Annotated in this window: 25 protein-coding genes; 12 read left to right on the top strand and 13 right to left on the bottom strand. The window is 65.2% G+C overall.

Going from position 1 to position 25,660, the window contains the following annotated elements:
* Positions 1-4: 4 nt before the first annotated feature.
* The 9 genes from leuC to IV113_RS13570 all read right to left on the bottom strand — a co-directional run bounded on the left by leuC (position 5) and on the right by IV113_RS13570 (position 8,570).
* Positions 5-1,426 carry a 3-isopropylmalate dehydratase large subunit gene (leuC, locus tag IV113_RS13610; RefSeq protein WP_291085933.1) on the bottom strand — a complete coding sequence of 474 codons (1,422 nt, stop codon included), beginning with the start codon at positions 1,424-1,426 and terminating at the stop codon, positions 5-7.
* 29 nt (positions 1,427-1,455) lie between these two features.
* Entirely contained in the window at positions 1,456-2,382 is a 927-nt protein-coding gene (locus tag IV113_RS13605; RefSeq protein ID WP_291085930.1) for a LysR substrate-binding domain-containing protein, read from the bottom strand.
* A gap of 159 nt (positions 2,383-2,541) precedes the next feature.
* On the bottom strand, positions 2,542-3,852 hold the full coding sequence (locus IV113_RS13600; protein WP_291085927.1) for a citrate synthase: 1,311 nt from the start codon (positions 3,850-3,852) through the stop codon (positions 2,542-2,544).
* Between the two features lie 25 nt (positions 3,853-3,877).
* On the bottom strand, positions 3,878-4,195 hold the full coding sequence (locus IV113_RS13595; protein WP_291085924.1) for a succinate dehydrogenase assembly factor 2: 318 nt from the start codon (positions 4,193-4,195) through the stop codon (positions 3,878-3,880).
* A 19-nt stretch (positions 4,196-4,214) separates the two neighbouring features.
* The gene (locus tag IV113_RS13590; protein WP_291085922.1) at positions 4,215-4,919 is read right to left on the bottom strand and encodes a succinate dehydrogenase iron-sulfur subunit; all 705 of its coding nucleotides are present in this window, start codon (positions 4,917-4,919) and stop codon (positions 4,215-4,217) included.
* Positions 4,920-4,961: 42 nt separating this feature from the next.
* Positions 4,962-6,767: a succinate dehydrogenase flavoprotein subunit gene (gene sdhA, locus IV113_RS13585; RefSeq protein WP_056271464.1), complete on the bottom strand. Its 1,806-nt coding sequence runs from the start codon at positions 6,765-6,767 to the stop codon at positions 4,962-4,964.
* Between the two features lie 4 nt (positions 6,768-6,771).
* Entirely contained in the window at positions 6,772-7,137 is a 366-nt protein-coding gene (gene sdhD, locus IV113_RS13580) for a succinate dehydrogenase, hydrophobic membrane anchor protein (RefSeq protein ID WP_159604600.1), read from the bottom strand.
* A gap of 29 nt (positions 7,138-7,166) precedes the next feature.
* Entirely contained in the window at positions 7,167-7,598 is a 432-nt protein-coding gene (gene sdhC / locus IV113_RS13575; RefSeq protein ID WP_291085910.1) for a succinate dehydrogenase, cytochrome b556 subunit, read from the bottom strand.
* Between the two features lie 162 nt (positions 7,599-7,760).
* Positions 7,761-8,570, bottom strand: coding sequence for a GntR family transcriptional regulator (locus IV113_RS13570; RefSeq protein ID WP_291085906.1), 810 nt, complete (start codon positions 8,568-8,570; stop codon positions 7,761-7,763).
* Positions 8,571-8,785: 215 nt separating this feature from the next.
* On the opposite strand from IV113_RS13570, the gene IV113_RS13565 reads away from it, so the two are divergent.
* The 9 genes from IV113_RS13565 (at position 8,786) to IV113_RS13525 (ending at position 19,787) form a co-directional block, all read left to right on the top strand.
* Positions 8,786-9,772 carry a malate dehydrogenase gene (locus tag IV113_RS13565; RefSeq protein WP_291085903.1) on the top strand — a complete coding sequence of 329 codons (987 nt, stop codon included), beginning with the start codon at positions 8,786-8,788 and terminating at the stop codon, positions 9,770-9,772.
* 20 nt (positions 9,773-9,792) lie between these two features.
* Positions 9,793-10,875: an aldolase/citrate lyase family protein gene (locus IV113_RS13560; RefSeq protein WP_291085900.1), complete on the top strand. Its 1,083-nt coding sequence runs from the start codon at positions 9,793-9,795 to the stop codon at positions 10,873-10,875.
* Positions 10,876-10,941: 66 nt separating this feature from the next.
* The gene (gene acnB / locus IV113_RS13555) at positions 10,942-13,545 is read left to right on the top strand and encodes a bifunctional aconitate hydratase 2/2-methylisocitrate dehydratase (RefSeq protein ID WP_291085897.1); all 2,604 of its coding nucleotides are present in this window, start codon (positions 10,942-10,944) and stop codon (positions 13,543-13,545) included.
* A 94-nt stretch (positions 13,546-13,639) separates the two neighbouring features.
* Positions 13,640-16,585: a monovalent cation/H+ antiporter subunit A gene (locus IV113_RS13550; protein ID WP_291086117.1), complete on the top strand. Its 2,946-nt coding sequence runs from the start codon at positions 13,640-13,642 to the stop codon at positions 16,583-16,585.
* Positions 16,585-16,941, top strand: coding sequence for a Na+/H+ antiporter subunit C (locus IV113_RS13545; protein ID WP_291085894.1), 357 nt, complete (start codon positions 16,585-16,587; stop codon positions 16,939-16,941). The genes IV113_RS13550 and IV113_RS13545 overlap by 1 nt, the downstream gene beginning before the upstream one ends.
* Positions 16,938-18,641, top strand: a complete 1,704-nt coding sequence (locus IV113_RS13540; RefSeq protein ID WP_291085891.1) for a monovalent cation/H+ antiporter subunit D — start codon at positions 16,938-16,940, stop codon at positions 18,639-18,641. Before IV113_RS13545 ends, IV113_RS13540 begins: the two co-directional genes overlap by 4 nt.
* The gene (locus IV113_RS13535) at positions 18,638-19,129 is read left to right on the top strand and encodes a Na+/H+ antiporter subunit E (protein WP_291085888.1); all 492 of its coding nucleotides are present in this window, start codon (positions 18,638-18,640) and stop codon (positions 19,127-19,129) included. The genes IV113_RS13540 and IV113_RS13535 overlap by 4 nt, the downstream gene beginning before the upstream one ends.
* Positions 19,126-19,404 carry a K+/H+ antiporter subunit F gene (locus IV113_RS13530; RefSeq protein ID WP_291085885.1) on the top strand — a complete coding sequence of 93 codons (279 nt, stop codon included), beginning with the start codon at positions 19,126-19,128 and terminating at the stop codon, positions 19,402-19,404. The genes IV113_RS13535 and IV113_RS13530 overlap by 4 nt, the downstream gene beginning before the upstream one ends.
* Complete coding sequence (locus IV113_RS13525; protein ID WP_291085882.1) at positions 19,401-19,787, top strand: Na+/H+ antiporter subunit G; 387 nt, start codon at positions 19,401-19,403, stop codon at positions 19,785-19,787. Before IV113_RS13530 ends, IV113_RS13525 begins: the two co-directional genes overlap by 4 nt.
* On the opposite strand, the gene IV113_RS13520 is transcribed toward IV113_RS13525, so the two are convergent.
* Entirely contained in the window at positions 19,788-20,618 is an 831-nt protein-coding gene (locus tag IV113_RS13520) for a helix-turn-helix transcriptional regulator (RefSeq protein WP_291085879.1), read from the bottom strand.
* 114 nt (positions 20,619-20,732) lie between these two features.
* Between IV113_RS13520 and IV113_RS13515 the strand changes: the two genes are divergently transcribed.
* Entirely contained in the window at positions 20,733-21,158 is a 426-nt protein-coding gene (locus IV113_RS13515) for a hypothetical protein (protein ID WP_291085876.1), read from the top strand.
* 59 nt (positions 21,159-21,217) lie between these two features.
* Here IV113_RS13515 and IV113_RS13510 read toward each other — a convergent pair whose 3' ends face one another.
* Complete coding sequence (locus IV113_RS13510; RefSeq protein WP_291085873.1) at positions 21,218-22,384, bottom strand: OmpA family protein; 1,167 nt, start codon at positions 22,382-22,384, stop codon at positions 21,218-21,220.
* Positions 22,385-22,738: 354 nt separating this feature from the next.
* Here IV113_RS13510 and IV113_RS13505 point away from each other — a divergent pair, with 354 nt between their 5' ends.
* Positions 22,739-23,032: a hypothetical protein gene (locus tag IV113_RS13505; RefSeq protein WP_291085870.1), complete on the top strand. Its 294-nt coding sequence runs from the start codon at positions 22,739-22,741 to the stop codon at positions 23,030-23,032.
* Positions 23,033-23,071: 39 nt separating this feature from the next.
* Complete coding sequence (locus IV113_RS13500) at positions 23,072-23,230, top strand: DUF3309 family protein (RefSeq protein WP_291085868.1); 159 nt, start codon at positions 23,072-23,074, stop codon at positions 23,228-23,230.
* A gap of 103 nt (positions 23,231-23,333) precedes the next feature.
* Here IV113_RS13500 and IV113_RS13495 read toward each other — a convergent pair whose 3' ends face one another.
* Together IV113_RS13495 and IV113_RS13490 are read right to left on the bottom strand one after the other, a co-directional pair.
* Positions 23,334-24,491 carry an OmpA family protein gene (locus tag IV113_RS13495; RefSeq protein ID WP_291085866.1) on the bottom strand — a complete coding sequence of 386 codons (1,158 nt, stop codon included), beginning with the start codon at positions 24,489-24,491 and terminating at the stop codon, positions 23,334-23,336.
* A gap of 36 nt (positions 24,492-24,527) precedes the next feature.
* Positions 24,528-25,310, bottom strand: a complete 783-nt coding sequence (locus tag IV113_RS13490; RefSeq protein ID WP_291085863.1) for an ice-binding family protein — start codon at positions 25,308-25,310, stop codon at positions 24,528-24,530.
* Positions 25,311-25,660: the final 350 nt, after the last annotated feature.

Here is a 25,660-nt window from a genome sequence, read left to right as displayed (position 1 = left end):
GCGGTCAGGCGAGGGTGCGCACGTCCACGAAGTGGCCGTGCACCGCGGCCGCGGCGGCCATGGCGGGGGACACGAGGTGCGTGCGGCCGCCGGCACCTTGGCGGCCTTCGAAATTGCGGTTGCTGGTGGAGGCGCAGCGTTCTCCCGGTTCGAGCCGGTCGGCGTTCATGGCCAGGCACATCGAGCAGCCCGGCTCGCGCCACTCGAAGCCGGCAGCCTTGAAGATTTCGTGCAGGCCTTCGCGTTCGGCCTGCGCCTTCACCAGTCCCGAGCCGGGAACCACCAGCGCGAGCTTCACGTTCTTTGCGACCTTCTGACCAAGCTTCTTGACCACGGCGGCCGCCTCGCGCATGTCCTCGATGCGGCTGTTGGTGCAGGAACCGATGAAGACCTTGTCGACGAAGATGTCGTTGAGTGGCTTGCCGGGTGGCAGACCCATGTAGGTCAGGGCACGCTCAATGGCGCCGCGCTTGTTGGCGTCCTTTTCGCGGTCAGGGTCGGGCACCACACCGTCGATGCCCAGCACCATTTCGGGCGAGGTGCCCCAGGTCACTTGGGGCACGATCTTCGAGGCATCCAGCTCGACGACGGCGTCAAACGTCGCGTCGACGTCGGACTGCAAGGTCTTCCAGTAAGCCACGGCCTGGTCCCACTCCACACCGGTGGGCGAAAGCGGGCGACCCTTGACGTATTCGATGGTCTTCTCGTCCACCGCCACCAAGCCGGCGCGCGCGCCGCCTTCGATGGCCATGTTGCAGACCGTCATGCGGCCCTCGACGCTGAGCGTCCGGATGGCAGAGCCGCCGAACTCGATGGTATAGCCCGTGCCGCCGGCGGTACCGATCTTGCCGATGATGGCCAGCACGATGTCCTTGGCGGTGCAGCCTTTGGGGAGCTGTCCCTCCACGCGCACCAGCATGTTTTTGGCTTTTTTGGCGAGCAGGGTCTGCGTGGCCAGCACGTGTTCGACTTCGCTGGTGCCGATGCCATGGGCCAGCGCGCCGAACGCGCCGTGGGTGGAGGTGTGGCTGTCGCCGCAGACCACCGTCATGCCGGGCAGGGTGGCGCCGTTTTCGGGGCCGATCACGTGCACGATGCCCTGCCGCTTGGACATGAAGGGGAAGAACGCGGCGGCGCCGAACTCGGCGATGTTGCTGTCCAGCGTGGTGATCTGTTCCTTGCTGATCGGGTCGGTGATGCCGTCGTAGCCCAGTTCCCAGCCGGTGGTGGGCGTGTTGTGGTCCGCGGTGGCGACCACCGAACTCACGCGCCAGACCTTGCGGCCGGCTTGGCGCAGGCCTTCAAAAGCCTGCGGGCTGGTGACTTCGTGCACCAAGTGCCGGTCGATGTAGAGCACGGACGTGCCGTCCTCTTCGGTGTGGACAACGTGTTCGTCCCAGATCTTGTCGTAGAGCGTGCGTGGCATGGCGTGGGGCCTCTTGTAGAAGGATGATTTTAGGCGGCTTGCCGCACCGCGTCGGCCGTCAGGTGATCGACCAGCAGGCGCGCAGTGGCCGGCAGAGTTGAGAAGTCGCGGGCCACCAGCACCAGTTGGCGTTGGGCCCAGGCGTCGGTCAGTGGCACCGCTTGCAATGCGTCGCCGGTGTGGAGCAGTTCAAAGGCGCGCTCGGGCATGACGCCCACGCCCAAACCGTTGGCAATCATGCGGCACATCGCATCCAAGCCGGTGACGCGAATGCGCACGCGCACGGGGGTGCCGGCCTCGGTGGCGGCCTGGTGGGTGGCGAGGTGGATGGAGCTGTTGGCATGCAGGCCCACGTGGTCGAAAGGCAGGGAAGCCTCGAACGCCACCGGCCCGCCGCTGGCGAGCGCGTGCCCGCGCGGCACCACCAGCACCAGGCTGTCGCGCCGGTAGGGCAGGCTTTGCAGACCGCCGGCGCCCATCGCGCCATTGCACAGGCCCAGGTCGGTGGCGCCTTCCTGCACGGCGCGCAGCACCTCGGGGCTGAGGTGTTCCTCCAGATCGATCTTCACCTGCGGGTGGAGGCGCGCGAAGGCGCCCAGGTCCTCGGGCAGGAACTGCACGATGGCCGAGATGCTGGCATGCACCCGCACGTGGCCGCGCACACCGTCCGCGTATTCGGACAGCTCGACCTGCATCTGTTCCAGCCCGTACAGAACGGCGCGCGCGTGGTGCAGCAGCCCTTCCCCGGCGGGTGTCAGGCGCACGCCCCGCGTGTGACGGTGCAGCAGCGTGGTGCCCAGCGTGCCCTCGAGGTCCGACAGGCGCTTGCTGATCGCTGACGCTGCGATGAACTCCCGTTCGGCTGCGCGGCCGATGCTGCCCAGTTCGCACACAGCCACGAAGAGCTGCAGCGAGGTGAGGTCGATCTGGCGGGCGAAGTTGCGTTCGGAGAGCATGGGGTTGTGGCTTCTCGTTTCGAGATGCTGAAGAGGGATTTTCCTCTAGTTGGGAGTGATTTGACATCTCCAAGCACGATGTCCGGGTTGCCGCCCCGCGAAGGCGCGGGCGAAAAAAAGCCCGCTCGGTAGCGGGCTTCTTCAGCGGACGGGTGCCTCTCAGCGGCTGGCCAGTGGCTTGATGTCGCGGCGCGGCGAGCCGGTGAACAGCTGGCGCGGGCGGCCGATCTTGTACTCGGGGTCGCCGATCATTTCGTTGAGCTGGGCGATCCAGCCCACCGTGCGGGCCAGCGCGAAGATCCCGGTGAACAGGTTCACCGGGATGCCGATGGCGCGTTGCACGATGCCGGAATAGAAGTCCACGTTCGGATAGAGCTTGCGCGAGACGAAGTACTCGTCTTCCAGCGCGATCTTCTCGAGTTCCTTGGCAAGCTTGAACAGGGGGTCGTTTTCCAGACCCAGCTCTTGCAGAACTTCGTTGCAGGTTTCCTGCATCAGCTTGGCGCGTGGATCGTAGTTCTTGTAGACGCGGTGACCAAAGCCCATGAGTTTGACGCCGGAGTTCTTGTCCTTGACCTTCTCCATGAACTCACCGACCTTGGACACGCCGCCCTGGCGCTGGATGTCTTCCAGCATGTTCAGGGCTGCCTCGTTGGCACCGCCGTGGGCGGGGCCCCACAGGCAGGCCACGCCGGCGGCGATGGCTGCAAAGGGGTTGGTGCCTGACGAACCGCACAGGCGCACGGTGGAGGTGGACGCGTTCTGCTCGTGGTCGGCGTGCAGGATGAAGATGCGGTCAAGCGCTCGCTCGAGCACCGGGTTGACCACGTACTCTTCGCACGGTGTGCCAAACATCATGCGCAGGAAGTTGCCCGAGTAGCTCAGGTCGTTCTTCGGGTACATGTAGGGCTGTCCAATGCCGTACTTGTACGACATGGCCACCAGTGTGGGCATCTTGGCAATCAGGCGGATCGCGGCGATTTCGCGGTGCTTCGGATTGTTGATGTCGGTGCTGTCGTGGTAGAAGGCCGAGAGGCCGCCGACCAGACCCGTGAGCACGGCCATCGGGTGGGCGTCACGGCGGAAACCACGCAGGAAGAACTGCATCTGCTCGTTGACCATGGTGTGGTTGATCACGAGCTTGTGGAAGGCTTTGCGCTCTTCCTCGTTGGGCAATTCACCATTGAGCAGCAAGTGGCAGGTGTCGAGGTAGTCGCACTGGGTGGCGAGCTGCTCGATGGGGTAACCGCGGTACAGCAACTCGCCCTTGTCGCCATCAATGTAGGTGATGGCCGACTGGCAAGCGGCGGTGGACAAAAAGCCCGGGTCATAGGTGAACATGCCGGTCTGCGCGTACAGCTTGCGGATGTCCAGGACATCCGGGCCGATGCTGCCGGCGTACACCGGCAGGTCCACGCTGGGGCTGCCGTTGGAAAACGACAGGGTGGCTTTGTTGTCAACGAGTTTCATTCGGGTTCCTTCTTGTGGGAATGGCTTAAGCGGATTGCCGGGTTGCACGAAGCATGCCCAGCACACGGGTGACGTCGTCACGGGCCAGATCGTCCTGCGGCGCTTTGCGGCCGAGCAACAGATCGAGCAGATCGTTGTCGGACAGGTCCATCAGCAGCCCCAGGGCATCGGCTTGACGAACCGTCAAGCCAGATTCGTACCGAGCGAAGAAACGCTCGATGAAAAGATCGTTCTCCAGCAACCCACGCCGGCAACGCCACCGGAGCTTGCTCAGGGCACGCTCATCCAGCAACGCGTCAAGCGCTGCTTCGGAGGGTTGTTCGGGGAGGGTTGCGGTGTTCATGGCAGGGCAGTCAACGCGCTCAAACGGAACGCATCACCATCATTTCCTTGATCTTGCCAATGGCCTTGGTGGGGTTCAGGCCCTTGGGGCAGACGTCCACGCAGTTCATGATGGTGTGGCAGCGGAACAGGCGATACGGGTCTTCGAGGTTGTCCAGACGCTCGGCCGTGCCTTGATCGCGGCTGTCGGCGATGAAGCGGTAGGCCTGCAGCAAGCCGGCGGGGCCGACGAACTTGTCGGGGTTCCACCAGAAGCTGGGGCAGCTCGTGGAGCAGCTCGCGCACAGGATGCACTCGTACAGCCCGTTGAGCTCGTCGCGCTCTTCGGGGCTCTGCAGGCGCTCCTTTTCAGGCGGCACGGTGTCGTTGATCAGGTAGGGCTTGATGCTGTTGTACTGCTTGAAGAACAGCGTCATGTCCACGATCAGGTCGCGCACCACGGGCAGGCCGGGCAGCGGCTTGAGCGTGATCACGCCCGGCAGCGTGTTCATGTTGGTGAGGCAAGCCAGACCGTTCTTGCCGTTGATGTTCATCGCGTCCGAGCCGCACACGCCTTCGCGGCACGAGCGGCGGAACGAGATGGAGGGATCAACCGCCTTGAGCTTGCCCAGTGCGTCGAGCAACATGCGCTCGTGGCCGTCGAGTTCAACCTCGATCGTCTGCATGTAGGGCTTGGCGTCCTTCTCGGGGTCGTAGCGGTAGATCTTGAATGTGCGTTTGGCCATGGTGTTTTTCTCTGTGCGTCGTGGGTGCGGGATGAAGGGGCTTCAGAAGGTGCGTACCTTCGGAGGCACCGACTCCACGGTCAGGGGCTTGAGGTTGACGGCCTTGTAGGTCAGGCTGTTGTCGGCGCTGTGCCAGAGCGTGTGCTTCATCCACTCGGCATCGTTGCGACCCAGCGGGAACTGCGCGTCATCGGCGGGGCGCTCGTAGTCGTTGACCGTGTGCGCGCCACGGCATTCGTGGCGGGCGGCGGCCGAGGTCATGGTGGCCTGGGCGCACTCGATCAGGTTTTCCACTTCCAGCGCCTCGATGCGCGCCGTATTGAACACCTTGGATTTGTCTTTCAGCGCGATGTTGTTGACCCGCGCACGCATGGCGTTGATCTTGGCAACGCCTTCGTCCATGCTGGCCTGGGTGCGGAACACGCCGGCGTGCTGCTGCATGGCGGCGCGCAGGTCGTTGGCGACGTCTTGCGCGTATTCGCCGCCGGTGGTGTTGTCCAGCCGGGCCAAGCGCGCCAGGGTCTTGTCGGCTGCATCGGCCGGCAGGGGCTTGTGGGTCTTGTTCTTGTCGTTGAACTGCACGATGTGGTTGCCGGCCGCGCGGCCGAAGACCAGCAAATCCAGCAGCGAGTTGGTGCCCAGGCGGTTGGCACCGTGCACGCTCACGCAGGAGCACTCACCCACGGCATAGAGACCATTGACCACGGCCTGGTTGCCCTGGCCGTCCGGGGTGACGACCTGGCCATTGATGTTGGTCGGAATGCCACCCATCTGGTAATGGATGGTGGGCACGACGGGGATCGGCTCGCGCGTGATGTCCACGTTGGCGAAGTTCACGCCGATCTCGTAGACCGAGGGCAGGCGTTTGTGGATGGTTTCTGCGCCGAGGTGGTCGAGCTTGAGCAGCACATAGTCCTTGTTGGGACCACAGCCGCGGCCTTCCTTGATCTCCTGGTCCATGCAACGCGAAACGAAGTCGCGAGGAGCCAGATCTTTCAGCGTGGGCGCGTAGCGCTCCATGAAACGCTCGCCTTCGCTGTTGAGCAGAATCGCGCCTTCGCCACGGCAGCCTTCGGTCAGCAACACGCCGGCGCCGGCCACGCCGGTGGGGTGGAACTGCCAGAACTCCATGTCTTCAAGCGGAATGCCGGCGCGCGCCGCCATGCCCAGGCCGTCACCGGTGTTGATGAAGGCGTTGGTGGAGGCGGCGAAGATGCGGCCGGCGCCACCGGTGGCCAGCAGCGTGGTCTTGGCTTCCAGCACGTAGGTCTCGCCGGTTTCCATTTCCAGGGCGGTCACGCCGAGCACGTCGCCGCTGGCGTCGCGGATCAGGTCGAGCGCCATCCATTCGACGAAGAAGGTGGTGCGTGCCTGAACGTTCTGCTGGTAGAGCGTGTGCAGCATGGCATGGCCGGTGCGGTCGGCCGCGGCGCAGGCGCGTTGCACGGGTTTTTCGCCGTAGTTGGCGGTGTGGCCACCGAAGGGGCGCTGGTAAATCGTGCCGTCGGGGTTGCGGTCGAACGGCATGCCCATGTGCTCGAGCTCGTACACGACCTTGGGGGCTTCGCGGCACATGAACTCGATGGCATCCTGGTCGCCCAGCCAGTCGGAGCCCTTGATGGTGTCGTAGAAGTGGTAGTGCCAGTTGTCCTCGTTCATGTTGCCGAGCGAGGCGCCAATGCCGCCTTGCGCGGCCACGGTGTGCGAGCGCGTGGGGAACACCTTGGAGAGCACGGCCACCTTGAGGCCGGCGCGCGCCAGCTGCAGCGAGGCGCGCATGCCGGAACCACCGGCACCGACGATGACGACATCAAACTGACGCTTGGGAAGATTTGCGGTTGCGGTCATTGCTTCAGAGCCTCCAGAGAACTTGAACGGCCCAGCCCAGGCAGGACAGGAGCCAAACCATGGTGAACACGTGCAGCACCAGGCGGATGCCCGCGGGCTTGACGTAGTCCATCCAGATGTCGCGCATGCCGACCCATACGTGGTAGGTCAGGGCGAGGAAGACGGCGAAGGTCAGGGCCTTCATCCACTGGGCGGCAAAGATGCCGGCCCAGCCCTCGTAGCCCAGCGGGCCGCTGGTGAACAGCACCTGTACCAGCAGGATCAGGGTGAACACAGCCATGATGGCGGCGGTGATGCGCTGGGCCAGCCAGTCGCGCAGACCGTAGTGGGCGCCAGTGACGACGCGCTTGGAACCGTAGTTGACAGACATCTTGTGGGTCCTGGGGTGGGTTCTCGGAATCAATAAAGGCCGAACAGCTTGGCGCCGAGCAGCACGGTCAGGCCGATGCTGACCACCAGCGTGAAGATGGCGGAGGACTTGCCGAACTCTTTGGTGACGGCGTGGCGCGCGTCCATGTAGAGGTGGCGCACACCGGCAATCAGGTGGTGCAGGTAGGCCCAGATCAGGGCCAGCACCACGAGCTTGAAGAACCAGCCGGGCACGAAGCCAAAGCCCGCCGAGAAGGCCGCGCTGAAACGTTCGAAGGAAATCTCTGAGGACACGGAGGTGTCGAACAGCCAGACGATCAGGGGCAACAGGATGAACATCAGGCCACCGCTGATGCGGTGCAGGATCGAGACCCAGCCCGCGGGTGGCAGGCGGTAGGTGGGGAGATCCTTGAATGCGTTGATGTTGCGGAACTCGGGCCGCTTTTTGGTCAACTCGGTCATGGTGGGGCTTTCTTGCGCGGAAGGGGTGCGGGGAAGGGATGTCGGTGGTGTAACGCGTTGGTAACCGGAACCACCGAGTGTCAAATTCTATTGCAATGCACCAATCGTGAGGCTGACACCGGAGGCACGTGCGGGGCTATCAAGGACATAGCAGCGCATGCCTCAGCTCAGTTCGTTGCGGTAGTGACGGGCGTCGGTTCGGTACAGGCCGCGCCGCAGTTCCATCGGGGTGTCGTTGTACGTGAATGCCAATCGCTCGACGCTGAGCAGCGGAGAGCCTTCGGCCACGCCGAGCAGGTTCGCGCTCTCGCCGTCCGCTGAAACGGCCTTGATTTTCTCGACCGCGCGCACCATGCGCACACCGAACTGGGCTTCAAACAGGGCGTACATCGGCCCCTTGTCGTCCGACAGGGTCTCGATGGTCAGGCCCTTGAACGGCACGCCGGGCAACCAGAGGTCTTCGAGGATGGCCGGCACCTGGTCAAAGGTGAGCACGCGTTTGACCTGGAGCACCGGGTCGCCGGTGCGCAGGGCGAGTTGACGCGCCACTTCGGCGGGCGCGCGCAGGCGGCGGCATTCGATGATGCGACGCTCTGCCGGGCCCTGGTCTTCCAGAGAGCCGGTGTCGGGCAGCAGGCGCAAGAAGCGGTACTGGATGTGTTGCTCGGAATGCGTGGCAACAAAGGTGCCCTTGCCTTGTCGGCGCACCAGCAGGTTGTCGGTGGCAAGTTCGTCGATCGCCTTGCGCACCGTGCCCTGGCTCACCTTGAAGCGTGCCGCCAGGTCGAATTCGCTCGGGATCATGTCGCCAGGTTTCCACTCACTGGCCTGCAGGCTGCGCAGGATGAGCGTCTTGATCTGCTGGTAGAGCGGACTGAAAGCCGGCGCGGAGTGTTCAAACGCGCCGACATCGGGCGCGGGGCGGCCATCGCTCGGTGACGCGTCTGGGGTGGTGAGTGGGGTCGTGGCCATGTTTTTGGGCGCGTCTGAAGACTGCGCACGAGCGTCGAATGATATCTTATATAAGACATAAGACAAATTGACGTATCAGGGTTTGCGAGGGTACACTCTTCGCCTGACCTTGACCCACCTGCGGCGCGTCATTCGCCCGCTTCTGTCGCCTTTGTCTTGGGGTGTCCCTCCCCAACCCCATCCCCTTCCTCTCGTCTCATTCTGGAGTTCTCACCATGCAAAAGAAGCCCGTTCGTGTTGCCGTCACCGGCGCCGCTGGCCAGATCGGTTACGCCCTGCTGTTTCGCATCGCTTCCGGCGAAATGCTGGGCAAAGACCAGCCCGTGATCCTGCAATTGCTGGAAGTGCCGGTGGATGGGCCGCAAAAAGCGCTCAAGGGCGTGATGATGGAACTGGAAGATTGCGCGTTCCCACTGTTGGTGGGCATGGAAGCACACAGCGACCCGATGACCGCGTTCAAGGACACCGACTACGCGCTGCTGGTCGGCTCGATGCCGCGCAAAGCCGGCATGGAGCGTGCAGAGCTGCTGGCCATCAACGGTGCCATCTTCACCGCGCAGGGCAAGGCGCTCAACGCCGTGGCCTCGCGCAACGTCAAGGTGCTCGTGGTCGGCAACCCGGCCAACACCAACGCGTACATCGCCATGAAGAGTGCACCCGACCTCAACCCCGGCAACTTCACCGCCATGCTGCGCCTGGACCACAACCGCGCCCTGAGCCAGATCGCGGCCAAGACCGGCAAGGCCGTGGCCAGCATCAAGAAGCTGGCTGTGTGGGGCAACCACTCGCCCACCATGTACGCCGACTACCGCTTCGCCACCATCGACGGCGCCTCGGTCAAGGACATGATCAACGACCAGGTCTGGAACAAGGACGTGTTCCTGCCGACCGTGGGCAAGCGCGGCGCCGCCATCATCGAAGCGCGTGGCCTGTCTTCTGCCGCATCGGCAGCCAATGCCGCCATCGACCACATGCGCGACTGGGCGCTGGGCACCAACGGCGAGTGGGTCACCATGGGGATTCCTTCGCAAGGTTGGTACGGCATTCCCAAGGACATCATGTTCGGCTTCCCTGTCACCTGCCAGAACGGTGAGTACAAGATTGTTGAAGGCCTGGACATCGACGCCTTCTCGCAAGAATGCATCAACAAGACCCTGGCCGAGCTGCAAGGCGAACAGGACGGCGTGAAACACCTCCTGTAACCCGCTGGTAACTGCGCAACATGAGCGACGCCGGGCCGCCCCAAGGCGCTCAAGCCCCCTGGGGGGGCAGCGCCTTACACGCAGTGAAAAGCGTGGGGGTGAGTGCGCGCCATCCCCGATCCATCCTGCTGGGCGCTCAGGCCGGCGCGTTCGCGCTGCCGGTCTGTGACCACTACAGCGGGGTGGAGGCGCGGATGAAGAAGAGCCTGGCGCTGCAGGCCGAGATGACCGAAGAGTTCGGCACCTGTGTGTTCGACGTGACGCTGGATTGCGAGGACGGCGCGCCCGTGGGCGGGGAGGGCGAACACGCCCTGCTTGTCACCGAACTCGCGCTGGCCGCCAGCCCCGATGCCCGTGTGGCGGTTCGGGTGCACCCGGTGGACCACGCTGCGTTCGACGCCGACGTGGCCACCATCGCCGGCCGTGGGGGTCAACGCCTCACGCACCTGATGGTGCCCAAGGTCGAGTCGGTGGCCGATGTTCAGCGCGCCGTGATGGCGCTCGACGCCGCGGGCGCGCAGGCACTGCCGCTGCACGTGCTCATCGAGTCGCCCGCCGCCGTGCACCGCGCCTTCGACATCGCGGCCCACCCGCGCGTGCAGAGCCTGAGCTTTGGGCTGATGGACTTTGTCTCGGCGCATGGCGGGGCCATCCCCGCCGACGGCATGAGCGTGACCGGCCAGTTCAGCCACCCGCTGGTGCTGCGCGCCAAGCTGGACATCGCCTCGGCCTGCCACGCGCACGGCAAGGTGCCCTCGCACTGCGTGGTCACCGAGTTCAAGGACATGGTCGCGCTGCAGAACGCCGCACACAAGGCTGCCCGCGAGCTCGGCTACACCCGCATGTGGAGCATCCACCCCGATCAGATCCGCCCCATCCTGGCCGCGTTCGCGCCCTCGGAGCGCGAGGTCGACACCGCTGCGGCGCTCATTGAATGCGCCATGGCCGCCGACTGGGCGCCGGTTCAGTTTGAAGGCCGTCTGCACGACCGCGCGAGTTACCGTTATTTCTGGCAGGTGCTGGAGCGCGCGCACCACACAGGCCTGTCATTGCCCGAGACGGTGCAGTCCCATTTCAGCGAGCCCGTTGCACCGCGGCATTGAGCTTGCTTGCCCTGTTTCCATCTGTTTTCCGACCCCCACGCACACCACTTCCCTCTGGAGATCGCCATGTCCACCACCTTCCTCACCGACTACCGCGCCCACACCGCCGAACGCGCGGCACTGGGCATTCCACCATTGCCGCTTGATGCGAAGCAGGTGGCCGACCTGATCGAACTGGTCAAGGCGCCACCGGCCGGGGAAGACGCTTTCCTGCTGGACCTGCTCACGCACCGCGTGCCCCCCGGCGTGGACGACGCCGCCAAGGTCAAGGCCAGCTTCCTGGCCGCCGTGGCGCACGGCGACATCGCTGTCGGGTTGGTGTCCAAGGCCAAGGCCACCGAATTGCTCGGCACCATGGTGGGCGGCTACAACGTGCACCCGCTGATCGACCTGCTTGACCAGGCCGATGTGGCTGCGGTGGCGGCCGAAGGCCTGAAGAAGACGCTGCTGATGTTCGACTTCTTCAACGACGTGGCCGAGAAGGCCAAGGCCGGCAACGCCAAGGCGAAGGAAGTGATCGAGAGCTGGGCCAACGCCGAGTGGTTCACCACGCGCCCCGAAGTGCCGAAGGTGATCACCGTGACGGTGTTCAAGGTGCCCGGCGAGACCAACACCGATGACCTCTCGCCCGCCCCCGACGCCTGGAGTCGCCCGGACATTCCGCTGCACACGCTGGCGATGCTCAAGAACACACGCCCTGACGCGGCCTTCAAGCCCGAAGAAGACGGCAAGCGCGGCCCGATGCAGTTCATCGAAAACCTCAAGAAGAATGGCCACCTGGTTTCCTACGTGGGCGACGTGGTGGGCACCGGCTCCTCGCGCAAATCGGCCACCAATTCGGTGATCTGGGCCACCGGCCAGGACATCCCCTTCGTGCCGAACAAGCGCTTCGGCGGTGTCACGCTCGGCGGCAAGATCGCCCCCATCTTCTTCAACACGCAGGAAGACTCGGGTGCGCTGCCGATCGAGGTCGACGTGAGCAAGCTCGAGATGGGCGACGTGATCGACATCCACCCCTACGACGGCAAGATCACCAAGGGTGGTGCCACAGTGGTGGAGTTCCAGCTGCGCAGCGATGTGCTGTTCGACGAAGTACGAGCCGGTGGCCGCATCAACCTGATCATCGGCCGCTCGCTCACCGCCAAGGCGCGTGAGTTCCTGGGCCTGCCAGTCTCCACACTGTTCCGCCTGCCGACCACACCCGTGGCGACCAAGGCCGGGTTCACGCTGGCGCAGAAGATGGTGGGCCGCGCGGTCGGTCTGCCCGAAGGCCAGGGCGTGCGCCCGGGCACCTACTGCGAGCCCAAGATGACCACCGTGGGCAGCCAGGACACCACCGGCCCCATGACGCGCGACGAGCTGAAAGACCTGGCCTGCCTGGGCTTCAGCGCCGATCTGGTGATGCAGTCCTTCTGCCACACCGCGGCCTACCCGAAACCGGTGGACGTGAAGACCCACCGCGATCTGCCGGCCTTCATCAGCAACCGGGGCGGCGTGTCCCTGCGTCCCGGTGACGGCGTGATCCACAGCTGGCTCAACCGCCTGCTGCTGCCCGACACCGTGGGCACCGGCGGTGACTCGCACACCCGCTTCCCGATCGGTATTTGCTTCCCCGCCGGCTCCGGCCTGGTGGCCTTCGGCGCCGCCACCGGCGTGATGCCGCTGGACATGCCCGAGTCGGTGCTGGTGCGCTTCAAGGGCAAGATGCAGCCCGGCATCACCCTGCGCGACCTGGTGCACGCGATCCCGCTGTACGCCATCCGGGCCGGTCTGCTGACCGTGGCCAAGGCCGGCAAGATCAACGTCTTCTCCGGCCGCATCCTCGAAATCGAAGGTCTGCCGGATCTGAAGGTGGAGCAGGCGTTTGAACTCTCCGACGCCTCGGCCGAGCGCTCGGCCGCCGGCTGCACGGTCAAGCTCAACCCCGAACCGATCAAGGAATACCTCACCAGCAACGTGGTGCTGATGAAGAACATGATCGCCGACGGTTACGCCGACGCCCGCACGCTGGCGCGCCGCATCGAGAAGGTCGAAGCCTGGCTGGCCAACCCCAGCCTGCTCGAAGCCGACAAGGATGCCGAGTACGCCGCCGTGATCGAGATCGACCTGGCCGATCTCAACGAACCCGTGCTGTGCTGCCCGAACGATCCGGACGACGCCAAGCTGCTGAGCGATGTGGCCGGTGTGAAGATCGACGAGGTGTTCATCGGTTCGTGCATGACCAACATCGGTCACTTCCGTGCCGCCTCCAAGCTGCTCGAAGGCAAGCGCGACATCCCTGTGAAGCTGTGGATTGCTCCACCCACCAAGATGGACGCGGCCGAGCTGACCAAGGAAGGCCATTACGGCGTGTTCGGCACCGCCGGTGCGCGCACCGAAATGCCGGGCTGCTCGCTGTGCATGGGCAACCAGGCGCAAGTGCGCGAAGGCGCCACTGTGGTGTCCACCTCCACGCGCAACTTCCCCAACCGCTTGGGCAAGAACACCAACGTGTACCTGGCCTCGGCCGAGCTGGCGGCCATCGCGTCCAAGCTGGGTCGCATTCCCACCGTGGCCGAGTACCAGGCCGACATGGGTGTGATCAACAAGGACGGCAGCCAGATCTACAAGTACCTGAACTTCGACCAGATCTCGGAGTACGCCGACACGGCCAAAGGGGTCACCGCCTGAGCCGCTGCAACGGCATGAAAAAAGCGGCCTGCGGGCCGCTTTTTTTGCGCCGCGTTTTGCCACGAGCAGCCGATAGACTCAAAGCCACATGACCTTGCCGCTCTACAGCCTCGTCCTCCTGCCTTTCGTGGGCAGTCTCGTTGCCGCCTTGCTGCCGTCGAACGCTCGAAACGCCGAGTCGACGTTGGCCGGTGCCATCGCACTCTTCTGCGCGGTGCAGGCCGCGCTGCTGTTTCCCGAGGTGGCTTCGGGCGGTGTGGTTCGCGAAGAGATCGTCTGGCTGCCGTCGCTGGGCTTGAACCTGGTGTTCCGCATGGACGGATTCGCGTGGATGTTCTCCATGCTCGTGCTGGGCATCGGCGCGCTGGTGGTGCTCTACGCGCGTTACTACATGTCACCCACCGACCCGGTGCCGCGTTTCTTCTCGCTGCTGCTGGCCTTCATGGGCTCCATGAGCGGTGTGGTGCTCTCGGGCAACCTGATCCAGCTGGTGGCGTTCTGGGAGTTGACCAGCCTGTTTTCGTTTCTGCTCATCGGCTACTGGCACCACCGCAGCGATGCGCGGCGCGGCGCCCGCATGGCGCTGACCGTCACCGGCACGGGCGGCCTGTGCCTGCTGGCCGGCATGCTGGTGCTGGGCCACATCGTGGGCAGCTACGACCTGGACGTGGTGCTGCGCGCGGGCGCCGTGATCCGCGCCCATCCGCTCTACAGCACGGCGCTGGTGCTGATCCTGCTGGGGGCGCTGACCAAGAGCGCGCAGTTTCCGTTTCACTTCTGGCTGCCGCACGCCATGGCCGCACCCACGCCGGTGTCGGCCTACCTGCACTCGGCCACCATGGTCAAGGCCGGGGTGTTCCTGCTGGCGCGGCTGTGGCCGGTGCTGGCCGGCACCGACGAGTGGTTCTGGATCGTGACCTGCTCGGGCCTCATCACCTTGCTCATCGGGGGCTTCTCGGCCATCTTCCAGAACGACCTCAAGAGCCTGCTCGCCTACTCGACCATTTCGCACCTCGGACTCATCACCACGCTGCTGGGACTCAACAGCCCGCTGGCTGCCGTGGCGGCGGTGTTCCACATCATCAACCACGCCACCTTCAAGGCCTCGCTGTTCATGGCGGTGGGCATCATCGACCACGAGACCGGCACGCGCGACATGCGCCGCCTCAGCGGCCTCTGGCGCTACATGCCCATCACCGCCACCCTGACCATGGTGGCGGGGGCGGCCATGGCGGGCGTTCCACTGCTCAACGGATTCATCTCCAAGGAGATGTTCTTCACCGAGGCCGTGTTCGTGAATGCCGCGCCCTGGTTCGACAGCCTGCTGCCGATGGCCGCGGTGGTGGCCGGTGCCTTCAGCGTGGCCTATTCGCTGCGCTTCACCGTCCACGTGTTCTTCGGACCCGACACCTGCCAAGCCCTGCCGCGCACGCCGCACGAGCCGCCGCACTGGATGCGCGTGCCGGTCGAACTGCTGGTGCTGGCCTGTCTGGTGGTGGGTGTGCTGCCGCATTGGTCCATTCAGGACATCCTGTCCACCGCGGCCACGCCGGTGGTGGGCGGGGAGTTGCCCCCCTTCGATCTGGCGGTGTGGCATGGCTTCAACCTGCCGCTGTGGATGAGTTTCCTCGCGCTGGCCGGGGGCATCGTGCTGTTCCTGTTGCTGCGCCGACCGATGCAGACGGGGCGCATCCGGCGCACGCCGGTGCTCAGCCGGGTGAGCGGAAAACGGGTGTTCGAAGGCACCCTGGCGTTCATCACCGGCGCCAGTCGCACCCTGCAGCGCTGGCTGGGCACGCGGCGCCTCCAGACACAGCTGCTGCTGTTGGTGCTGGTGACCCTGCTGGCTGCGTTCGCGACCCTGCGTGGTGCTGGTGAGTCGACCTGGCTCGCGGGTGAGCGGCGTGTGTTGCCGTTCTCGCCCATGTTTGCGCTGCTCTGGCTGGTGGGCATCGGCAGCGCCATCGGCGCGTCGTGGCAGGCCAAGTACCACCGGTTGACGGCGCTGGCCCTCATGAGCGTGGCCGGTCTGGTCACGGTGGTTACCTTCGCCTGGTTCTCCGCGCCCGACCTGGCCTTGACGCAGCTCTCGGTGGAGGCCGTGACCACGGTGCTGATCCTGCTGGGTCTTCGCTGGCTGCCCAAACGCTTCGAGGAAGTCGATCGCAGGCAGCCGCTGCGCAAGCGCATGCGCACGAGCGCGCGGCGCGGGCGTGACCTGGCCGTGGCGCTGACCGCCGGCTGCGGCATGGCGGCGCTGTCGTATGCGTTGATGACGCGCGACTTCCCGCAGAGCATCTCCACCTTCTTCCTGGAGCGTGCCATGCCCGAGGGCGGTGGCACCAACGTGGTCAACGTGATGCTGGTGGACTTCCGTGGCTTCGACACGCTGGGCGAAATCGCCGTGCTCGGCATCGTGGCGCTCACGGTGTATGCGCTGCTCAGGCGCTTCCGGCCCGCGCCCGAGAGCATGGACCTGCCGCCGCAACAGCGTGCCCTGCCCACCGACCTGATGACCGATCTCGTGAATGCGCAGACCACCGCCGACACCGCACGCGGCTACCTCTTGGTGCCCGCGGTGCTGGTGCGTCTGATCCTGCCCATCGCAGCTGTCATCGGTGTGTACCTTTTCATGCGCGGGCACAACGAGCCGGGGGGTGGCTTCGTGGCCGGGCTGGTGCTCTCGACCGCGTTCATCCTGCAGTACATCGTTTCGGGCACGCAGTGGGTCGAAGCCAACATCAGGCTGCGGCCCGTGCGCTGGATCGCAACAGGCCTGCTGCTGGCCACCTTCACGGGCTTGGGGTCGCTGTTCTTTGGCTACCCCTTCCTCACCACACACACCGCCCACCTCGACCTCCCGCTGCTGGGCGAGATCCACGTGGCCAGTGCGCTCTTCTATGACATCGGCGTGTTCACCCTGGTGGTGGGCGCCACGCTGCTCATCCTCACGGCGCTGGGCCACCAGTCGGTGCGCGGCCACCGCCGCGTGAGCACCGATGCCCGGGGTGCTGGCGGACAAACCCAGGGAGACCTCTGATGGAAATCGTGCTGGCTCTGGCCATCGGTGTGCTCACCACCTGCGGCGTGTGGCTCATGCTGCGCCCGCGTACCTTCCAGGTGATCATGGGCCTGGCGCTGCTGGGCTACGGCGTGAACCTGTTCATCTTCAGCATGGGGCGGCTCTCGGTCGACAGCGAGCCGATCCTCGTGGCTGGTTTTCCGCCCACATTCGAGTTCTACGACGACCCCATGCCGCAGGCCCTCGTGCTCACCGCCATCGTGATCGGCTTTGCCATGACCGCGCTGTTCCTCGTGGTGTTGCTGGCCCAGCGGGGTTTCTCCGGCAATGACCATGTGGACGGACACGAGAAGGCTCGGGAGGATGGCGAATGACGGCTTTGGCCCAGGCCCTGATGCCGCACCTGATGGTGGCTCCCATCCTGTTGCCGCTGCTGGCGGCCTGTCTGCTCATGTTCGTGAGCGAACGTCGGCACCGCACCAAGGCCACGCTGGGCCTGCTGGCCACCGCCGCCAATCTCTGTGTGGCGGTGCTGCTGGTCTTCTGGGTCAAGGCTGGCGACGAGCCCGACGCCTTCGGCATCTACCTGCCGTCCAACTGGGATGTGCCTTACGGCATCGTGCTCGTGCTGGACCGGCTCTCGGCCCTGATGCTGGTGATGACGGCGCTGGTGGCCCTGATGGCCTTGCTGTTCTCGCTGGCGCGCTGGCACCGGGCGGGTGCGCATTTCCACCCGCTGTTCCAGATCCAGATCATGGGTCTCAACGGTGCTTTCCTCACGGGCGATCTCTTCAACCTGTTCGTGTTCTTCGAGGTCATGCTCGCCGCTTCCTACGGTCTGCTGCTGCACGGCTCCGGGCCGGCTCGCGTGAAGGCCGGTCTGCACTACATCGCCATCAACCTCGCCGCATCCTCGTTGTTCCTCGTGGGTGCCGCCTTGATTTACGGCGTGTCGGGCACGCTCAACATGGCCGACCTCGCCGCGCGCATCCCCGAGGTGCCCAGCGCCGACCGGGCCTTGCTGCACGCGGGATGCGCCATCCTGGCAGTGGCCTTTCTCGCCAAGGCGGCGATGTGGCCGATGAACTTCTGGCTGGTGCCGGCGTACGCGAGCGCCAGCGCGCCGTCGGCTGCTGTGTTTGCCTTGCTCACCAAGGTCGGCATCTATGTGCTGCTGCGGCTGTCGACGCTGCTGTTTTCAGATGATGCGGGTGAGTCCGCCGGCTTCGGTAGCCAATGGTTGCTGTGGGGCGGCCTGGCCACGCTGACCATGGGCGCCATCGGCATGATGTCCGCGCAACGACCGGCGCGCATGGCGGGCTTCGCGGTCATCATCTCCTCGGGCACGCTCATGGCGGTGCTGGGGCTGGCCCGGCCCGAGGTCACGGCCGGTGCGCTGTATTACCTGCCGGTGTCCACCTTCGCGGTGGCGGCGTTTTTTCTGCTGACCGAACTCATGGACCGCTCGCGCCAGTCCGATCCGGCACGCCAGCAGGCGCCCGAAGACGAAGAAGACCACCTGCCGTTCTCCATGGCCGAGCTGGAGCTCCCACGCGGCGCCAACCTGGACGAGGACGAAGTGCCGCTGGTCGGGCGCGCCATTCCCGCGTCCACCGCGCTGCTCGGTCTGGCTTTCATCGTCTGCACGCTCTTGCTGGCGGGTCTGCCGCCGTTCTCAGGTTTCATCGGCAAGTTCGCCATGCTCTCCGCCTTGCTGGACGCGCCGGGCGCAGCCGTGGCGCCCGTGAGCTGGTTGCTCATGGCCTGCATCATCGTCTCGGGTCTGTTGGCGCTTCTGGCGTTGTCGCGCACCGGCATCCGGTTCTTCTGGGCGCCGGTGGATCGCCCGGCCCCGGTGCTGCGCGTCGTGGAGTACCTGCCGATTGCCTTGCTGATCGCGCTGTGCGTGGTGTTCACCGTGCGCGCCGAAGCGGTGATGCGCTACACCAGCGCCACGGCAGCCGCGCTCTACCAGCCCCGCCTCTACATCGACGCCGTGATGACCTCACGGCCTTTGCCCACGCCCACCAACGCCGATCGCCTGGGCGTTCCACAGCCGGGGGGGCGCCCATGATGCGCCGACTCTTCCCGGCGCCCCTGCTGTCCCTGGCGCTGGTGGCCCTGTGGCTGCTGCTCAACAACTCGCTCGGCCTGGGCCAGTGGTTGATGGCCCTGCTGCTGGGCTGGCTGGTGCCCTGGCTCACGCATTCGCTGCGTCCCACGCCCGTGCGCTTCAGCCACCCGCTGGTGGCACTGCGGCTTTTCTTCCAGGTCGGGTGCGACGTCATCGTCTGGAACTGGCGCGTTCTGTTGGGCACGCTGGCCCCCGCGGACAAGGTTCCGCAGGGCGGTTTTGTGGTGGTGCCGCTGGACCTGCGCGACCCCAACGGCCTGGCCGTGCTGGCGGCCATCATGTGTGTGATCCCCGGCACGATCTGGTCAGAGCTTGCGCTGGACCGAAGCGCGCTGCTGGTCCACATGTTCGATCTGGAAGACGCGCAGGCGGAGATCGACCTGATCAAACACCGCTACGAGCGGCCGCTGATGGAGATATTCGAATGACCCCGGTGCTGTTTGTCGCCATCGTCTTTGCGCTGTCCTGCTACGCAGTGGCCATGGGGCTGTCGTTGTTGCGGCTGTACCTGGGTCCGTCGGCGCAGGACCGCGTGCTGGCCATGGACCTGATCTGCACCATCGCCATGTTGATGATGATGGTGCTGGCCATCCGCTATCGCAGCTCGATGTACTTTGAAGCAGCGCTGCTGATCTCCATCTTCGGTTTCATCGGTTCGGCGGCCATGGCCAAGTTCCTGTTGCGCGGCGAGGTGATCGAATGAGCGGCAACCTGTCCTGGTGGATCGATGTTCTGGTGGCACTGCTGCTGGTGCTCAGCGGCGTGTTCACCCTGGCGGCAGCGGTGGGTGTGTTGCGCTTCAAGACCTTTTTCCAGCGCATGCATCCGCCGGCGCTTGCGTTCACGTTCGCCGCCTGGTGCGTCACGCTCGCGAGCATCGTCTACTTCTCCGCGCAGGACGACAGGCTCGCGCTGCGCAGCTGGCTCATCATCATCTTCCTGGCGCTCACCGTGCCGGTGACCACCATCCTGCTGGCGCGCACCGAGCTGTTCCGCCGTCGCAACGGCACCGGCGGCAGCGGCGAGATCCCACCACCGCTGAACCACGAGTCGGCGGCGTCGACCCCGACCGACGGCCCGCGCTGATCAGGCCGTCCTAGAAGCCAGCAGCCCGCGCAGCACGGCGGCCGAGGCTTCGTCTGCCGGGAAAAAAGTCTCCAGCGCGAGTTCCTGCAAGGTGATGTCCACCGGCGAGCCGAACACGGTGGTGGTGCTCACCAGCTGCAGCACACCGTGCGCCGTGTGGAACTGGAACGGCATCAGCACACCCAGGTGTTCACCGGGCAAGGCCAGGTGTTCCGAGCCAAAGGCATCGGGGTAGCCCTTGAGTTCTTCCAGCAGCGCGGCCAGCACCGCGTCGCCCGTGGCCCGAATCTGCTGGCGCAAGCGCTCGAACAGGTGTTCGCGCCACTGCCGCAGGTTGGCGATGCGCGGCGCCAGGCCCTGCGGGTGCAGGCTGATGCGCAGCACATTCACCGGGCCTTGCAGCAACGCGGGCGCGGCACCGGCCATCAGCATCGGCACGAGGCGGTTGTGCATCACCAGGTTCCAGTGCCGGTCCATGGCCAGCGCGGGGCAGGGCTCGTGGCATTCGAGGATGCGCTGAACCGCCGCGCGGGCCGAGGCCATCTCGGGGTCGTCCAGCGGCCGCGCGCGGTACATGGGTGCAAAGCCCGCCGCCACCAGCCAGGCGTTGCGCTCGCGCAGCGGCACGTCCAGCCGCTCCACCAAGCGCAGCACCATCTCGCGGCTCGGGCTGGCGCGGCCGGTCTCCACGCAACTCAGGTGGCGCGTGGAGACTTCCGCCACGTGCGCCAGGTCCATCTGGCTGAAGCGTCTTCGCTGGCGCCAGTGGCGCAGGTGTTCGCCAAACGTGGAGGGTGGGGCGCTGCGGTGGGGGAGGGCAGAGGTGTCCATGGCCGCCATGTTAGGCCGCTCGGGGCTCCGCTTCCATGACCTGTGAGGTCATCGACGCGGTGCACGACCACGTCCACGATGAAGGCCTCTTCAACCCCCGCAAGGAGTGCTTCCATGTCCCTCACCTCCCAACTCTCTTCGCCCACTGTGCTGCGCCGCGTGCTGGCTTTCGACGCCTTGTCAGGCGCCGGCACCGGCGTGCTGCACCTGTTGCTGGGGTCCACGCTCTCGACCTGGCTGGGCCTGCCCGAGGGGCTGTTGCAAGCCTCGGGTGTGGTGATCTTCGCGTTCGTGGCGTTGGCCGGCTGGCTCGCGCTGCATGCCTCGCCCCCGCGCGGGCCGCTGATGTTGATCGTGCTGCTCAACTTCGCCTGGGCCGTCGGCTGCCTGTGGCTGGCGTTCGGCGCTGCGATCAACCCCACACCGCTGGGCATGGCCTACCTGCTGGTGCAGGCGGTGGTGGTGTTCGTGCTGGCCGAACTGGAATGGATGGGATGGCGCCAGCTCGCCACCGGTGAACGCATGCCGTTTGCTGCCTGATCCCCTGTCACAACGAAAAAAGCGGCCCGAAGGCCGCTTTTTTTGTCCGAAGACAGCGATCAGCGGGTGCCGGTCACTTCCACGTCGACGCGGCGATCAGGCTGCAGGCAGGCCACGAGTGCGGCGGTGCGCTTCGTGCCTTTGCAGTCACCCGGCTTGGTCACGGGCATGGTTTCGCCCTTGCCCACGGCGGAGATCTTCGAACCATCGAGCTTGCCGGAGGTGACCAGGTAGTTCTTGACTGCCGTGGCGCGCTGTTCCGAGAGCTTCTGGTTGTACGAGTCCGAACCCAGACGGTCGGTGTGACCTTCGACGGTCACGGTCTGGTAGTTGGCGCTGGAGAGGTCACGGGCAAACTTGTCGAGTTCGGCGCGGCCTTCGGGCTTCACGGTGGAAGCGTCAAAGCCGAACAGCGACTCGGCCGACATGCTCACGCGCTGGGGCATGGGTGCGGGTGCTGGTGCGGGCATGGGGGCTGGTGCCGGTGCGGGTGCCTGCACGATCGGTGCGGGCGCCGGTGCCGGTGCCACGTAAGGCGCAGGGGCTGCGGCCACGTAGGCAGGAGCGCGGTTGAACGGGAACACCAGGCCCACGGTCACCACATCGACGTTGGTGCGGCCGGCGCTGGCGGTCTTCACCCGGTAGCGCTCGATCTCGGCGCGCAGCCACATGGAGCGGTTCAGTTCGTACTGAACGCCCAGGCCGACCTTCACGTCGGTCTTGCTGTCGCGGCTGCCCTGCACACCGGCAGCGGTGGCACCAGCGCCCGAGTAGTTGCTCTGGGTGCGGCCATGGGCAGCGCCGACGCGACCCAGCATGGAAAAGCGTTCGGTGATCGGCAGCGTGCCCACCAGATCCAGGTTCAGACCGTGGCGGCGGGTGCTGTTGTTGAAGGCGCCTGCGGGCGTGGTCGACGAGAAGCTGGTCTTGCCCAGATCGTAGTAACCACCTTCAAGTGCGATGTTGCGGTTGAACTGGTAGCCGCCGAAGAGCTTGTAGGCGGTGTCCTTTTCGTCGCTGCTGAAACCGGTGGCCGGGCCGTTGGCGCCGAGCAGGTTGTTCGCAACGCCGGCTTCGTCCACCTTGGCACGGGATTCACCGGCGGACACGCCACCGTAGAAGAAGCCGGGTTCCTGGTATTGAGCCGACGATTGGGCCGACGCCGACATGGCGGCAACCGAGAGGATGGCGAGGGTCAATGCACTGAAGGTGTGACGGGATTTCATGAGGAGCTTTCGAGAGACTGTGAACTTCGTTTGCACGAAGGGATATTTGCAGCGGCGACGCACTCGTGAGTGAAGGGCGTTTCGTTGTCTGACGTGTTTTTAGTTGGGCGCCCCAGGAGGGTCTGTGCGTTTGCAGACGCAGCCGGGTGGTGGTTGTTTTGTGGACACACGTGAGCGGATGTTTCTGCATGAATCGTTCATCGGGTGTTCGCCAGCGAACAGATGGCGCGTCAACGAACCCCTAGGCTGCAATCACACCGATGGAGTTCATGCAAAGCGCATGTTTGTCTTCGGTCCGACCGTGCAACTCGAGCAACCGCTCAAGCCCCGGTCAGATTCACCAAGGAACACCTCATGAACAAAGTACTTCTGCTGGCCGTTGTTGCCACCACTTTCGCCCTGGCCGCTTGCGACCGCGAACCTGTGGTGGTGAACACACCTCCCTCCACGGTTACGGTTCCAGTTCCCGGTCCTGCAGGTCCTCCCGGCGCTCCGGGCAGTACCGGCTCGACGGGCTCAACCGGGTCCACGGGTTCCACCGGCGCAACGGGTGACACCGGCGGCACCGGTGCGACCGGCAGTACGGGCGACACCGGCAAGACCGGCAATACCGTGATCGTTGTGCCACCTGCAGAACCGGCGAAATAATCCGTTTAATCGGTTTCTGTCAAAAACAAGGAGATAGCCATGAGCATTGGAACCATTCTGTTGATCGTTCTGGTCTTGCTGTTGCTGGGCGTGATTCCCAGCTGGAACCACAGCCGCAGCTGGGGCTACGGTCCCAGTGGTGTGCTGGGCGTGGTGTTGATCATCGTGGTGGTGTTGCTGATCACCGGCAGACTCTGACCTCCACGGAGCGCCATCCTCGCGGGTGGTGTCTCCTTCGTGAAAAAGCCCCCGCAGGTTCGCCTGCGGGGGCTTTTGCTTTGAACCGCCGCAGGCGGTTTGCTCAGCGGGTGCCGGTCACTTCCACGTCGACACGGCGATCAGGCTGCAGGCAGGCCACGAGCGCGGCGGTGCGCTTCGTGCCTTTGCAATCGCCCGGCTTGGTCACGGGCATGGTTTCGCCCTTGCCGACGGCGGAGATCTTCGAGCCATCGAGCTTGCCGGAGGTGACCAGGTAGTTCTTGACTGCGGTGGCGCGCTGTTCCGAGAGCTTCTGGTTGTACGAGTCCGAACCCAGACGGTCGGTGTGACCTTCGACGGTCACGGTCTGGTAGTTGGCGCTGGAGAGGTCACGGGCAAACTTGTCGAGTTCGGCGCGGCCTTCGGGCTTCACGGTGGAAGCGTCAAAGCCGAACAGCGACTCGGCCGAGAGGCTCACGCGCGTGGGCGGGACCACCGCAGGGGCCACTGGCGCCGGTGGCGGTGCCTGCACGACGACGGGAGCCGGTGCCGGCGGAGCCACATACACAGGTTCGGGTGTCGCGGCCCGTTGCATGGGTTGGGGCGCGGGGCCTCCAAAGCGGTACACCAGGCCCACCGACACCATGTCGATGTCGCCCTTGTTGCCGATGGCGTCGTTCACGCGGTAGCGCTCGACCTCCAGCCGCATGTTCAACGCATCGTTGAAGGCGTAGTTCAAGCCGACGCCATACTTCACGTTCGCCTGGCTCTTGCTTGCAGTCGGGTTGCTCACGTTGACCGCGCCGGTCCCGGAAAACCGGTCATTGACGCGGGCGTAGTTGACGCCGACCCGCCCCAGCGCCGAGAGTTTTCCGGTCAGCGGCAATGTGCCCACGAGATCCAGGTTCAGTCCCCTGACGCGCATCTCTCCATTCAGGGTGCCGGCCGGCACGGTGTTGGCGGTGTAGCCAAACTTGCCCAGGTCGAAGTAGCCCCCTTCCAGCGCCAGGTGGGGACTGAACTGATAGCCGCCATAGAGCTTGAAGCCGGTGCTGCGGTCCCGGTCATCGATCGAGGTGGTGCTGAATCCCTGTCCCAGCAGACCGCTGGTGATGCGGGGATCATCGATCTCGGCACCTGTGCGACCCGCGTTGGCACCGGCATACCAGCCCGTCGATTGCGCCAAAGCATGGGGATGTGCGAAAAGAGCCAGTGTCAGCAGGCTCAAGGCGCCCGCGCTTTTGTGAATGGTGGGTGTCATGGTGTTCTACAAAATGAGGTTGCGGCGCGGTGTGCGTCAAGGTGCGGGCACGTTGATCACCGTGTTCACCATGGTGACGGATGCGTCCAGCGAGAGGGCTCGGCCATTGAGCGTTGCGACAGCGACGTTGCCCGCCGTGGAGAACGTGACGCCGGCCCTCGAGATGATGGTGCCCACCATGGTGCCGCCGCCCCCGGCGTTGATGGTGGCCGCGCTACCGACCTGCCAGTACACGTTCTTTGCCAGCGCCCCGCCCACCAGTTGCACGCTCTGTGGAAATGCCACGCCCGGGCCGCCCACGGTGAGGGTCTGTGCCATCTGGAACACCCACACGGCATTCGGATCGCCCTGCGCGTCCAGCGTCAGGTCGCCGCCCTGGATCATGAAAGAGCCGGAAGCCGCGGTGTAGACACCCGGTTTGAGCACCAGATTGGCCAGGTTGCCAGCGCCTGGATCGGGACCACCGGCGAGACCGGCCAGTGTGTTGTAGGTCGCGAGGGCATCTGCGCGTGCCGCAGTGGCTATTGCAAACGTGCCCGCCGTGCCTTGGGTCGGACAAGTGACGGTGGGCGGCGGCGGGGCGGTGTTGATGGTTCCCGTGACCAGACCCGCGTTGGCGCCCGTTTCCGTGTAGGTGCAATCCACGGTGCTGTGAAAGCCCGTGACGGCGGTCGAGACAGCCGTGGTGCCGATGTCGCCATTGATCACGGTGAGCAGGCCCTGGTTGGTGATGCCTGCCGAACCGCCGAAGGCACCGAAGGTCGAGGCTGAGGCCAGCACGATGGGCGTGGTCACAAGTGGCGCCACAGCGGGGGTCACGGGCGATGTGCCTGTTCCGCCAGTTCCGAGCACGGGATCGCCACCCCCGCAAGCTGCCACCAGACTGCTCAGCAAAAGAGGGGCAAGCCATTTCCAAGGGCGGTGGGGGGAGTGTGTGTGCTTCATGGGGTTCTCGCTGGGGGATTCGTGGGAGTGAGCCGCCTTGCAGTATTCGGAGGATGTGCACGAGAGTCGGTGCGTTGGGATACCAAGGAAAGCGACATGCGTTGCACAGCGGCCACGTGTTTGTCGCGAACCGCGATCCGCCGGTTGCGACTTGAAAATCCACTACAGACAGCGCGGACACCTTCCCTGCTGACAGAATGGATTTGTCAGCCCTTGCCTTCCTA

The organism is Hydrogenophaga sp. (assembly GCF_018780385.1).
Classification (GTDB): domain Bacteria; phylum Pseudomonadota; class Gammaproteobacteria; order Burkholderiales; family Burkholderiaceae_C; genus Hydrogenophaga.
Note: the sequence above shows the minus strand (reverse complement) of the source record. Positions and strands in the feature narration are given on the sequence as shown.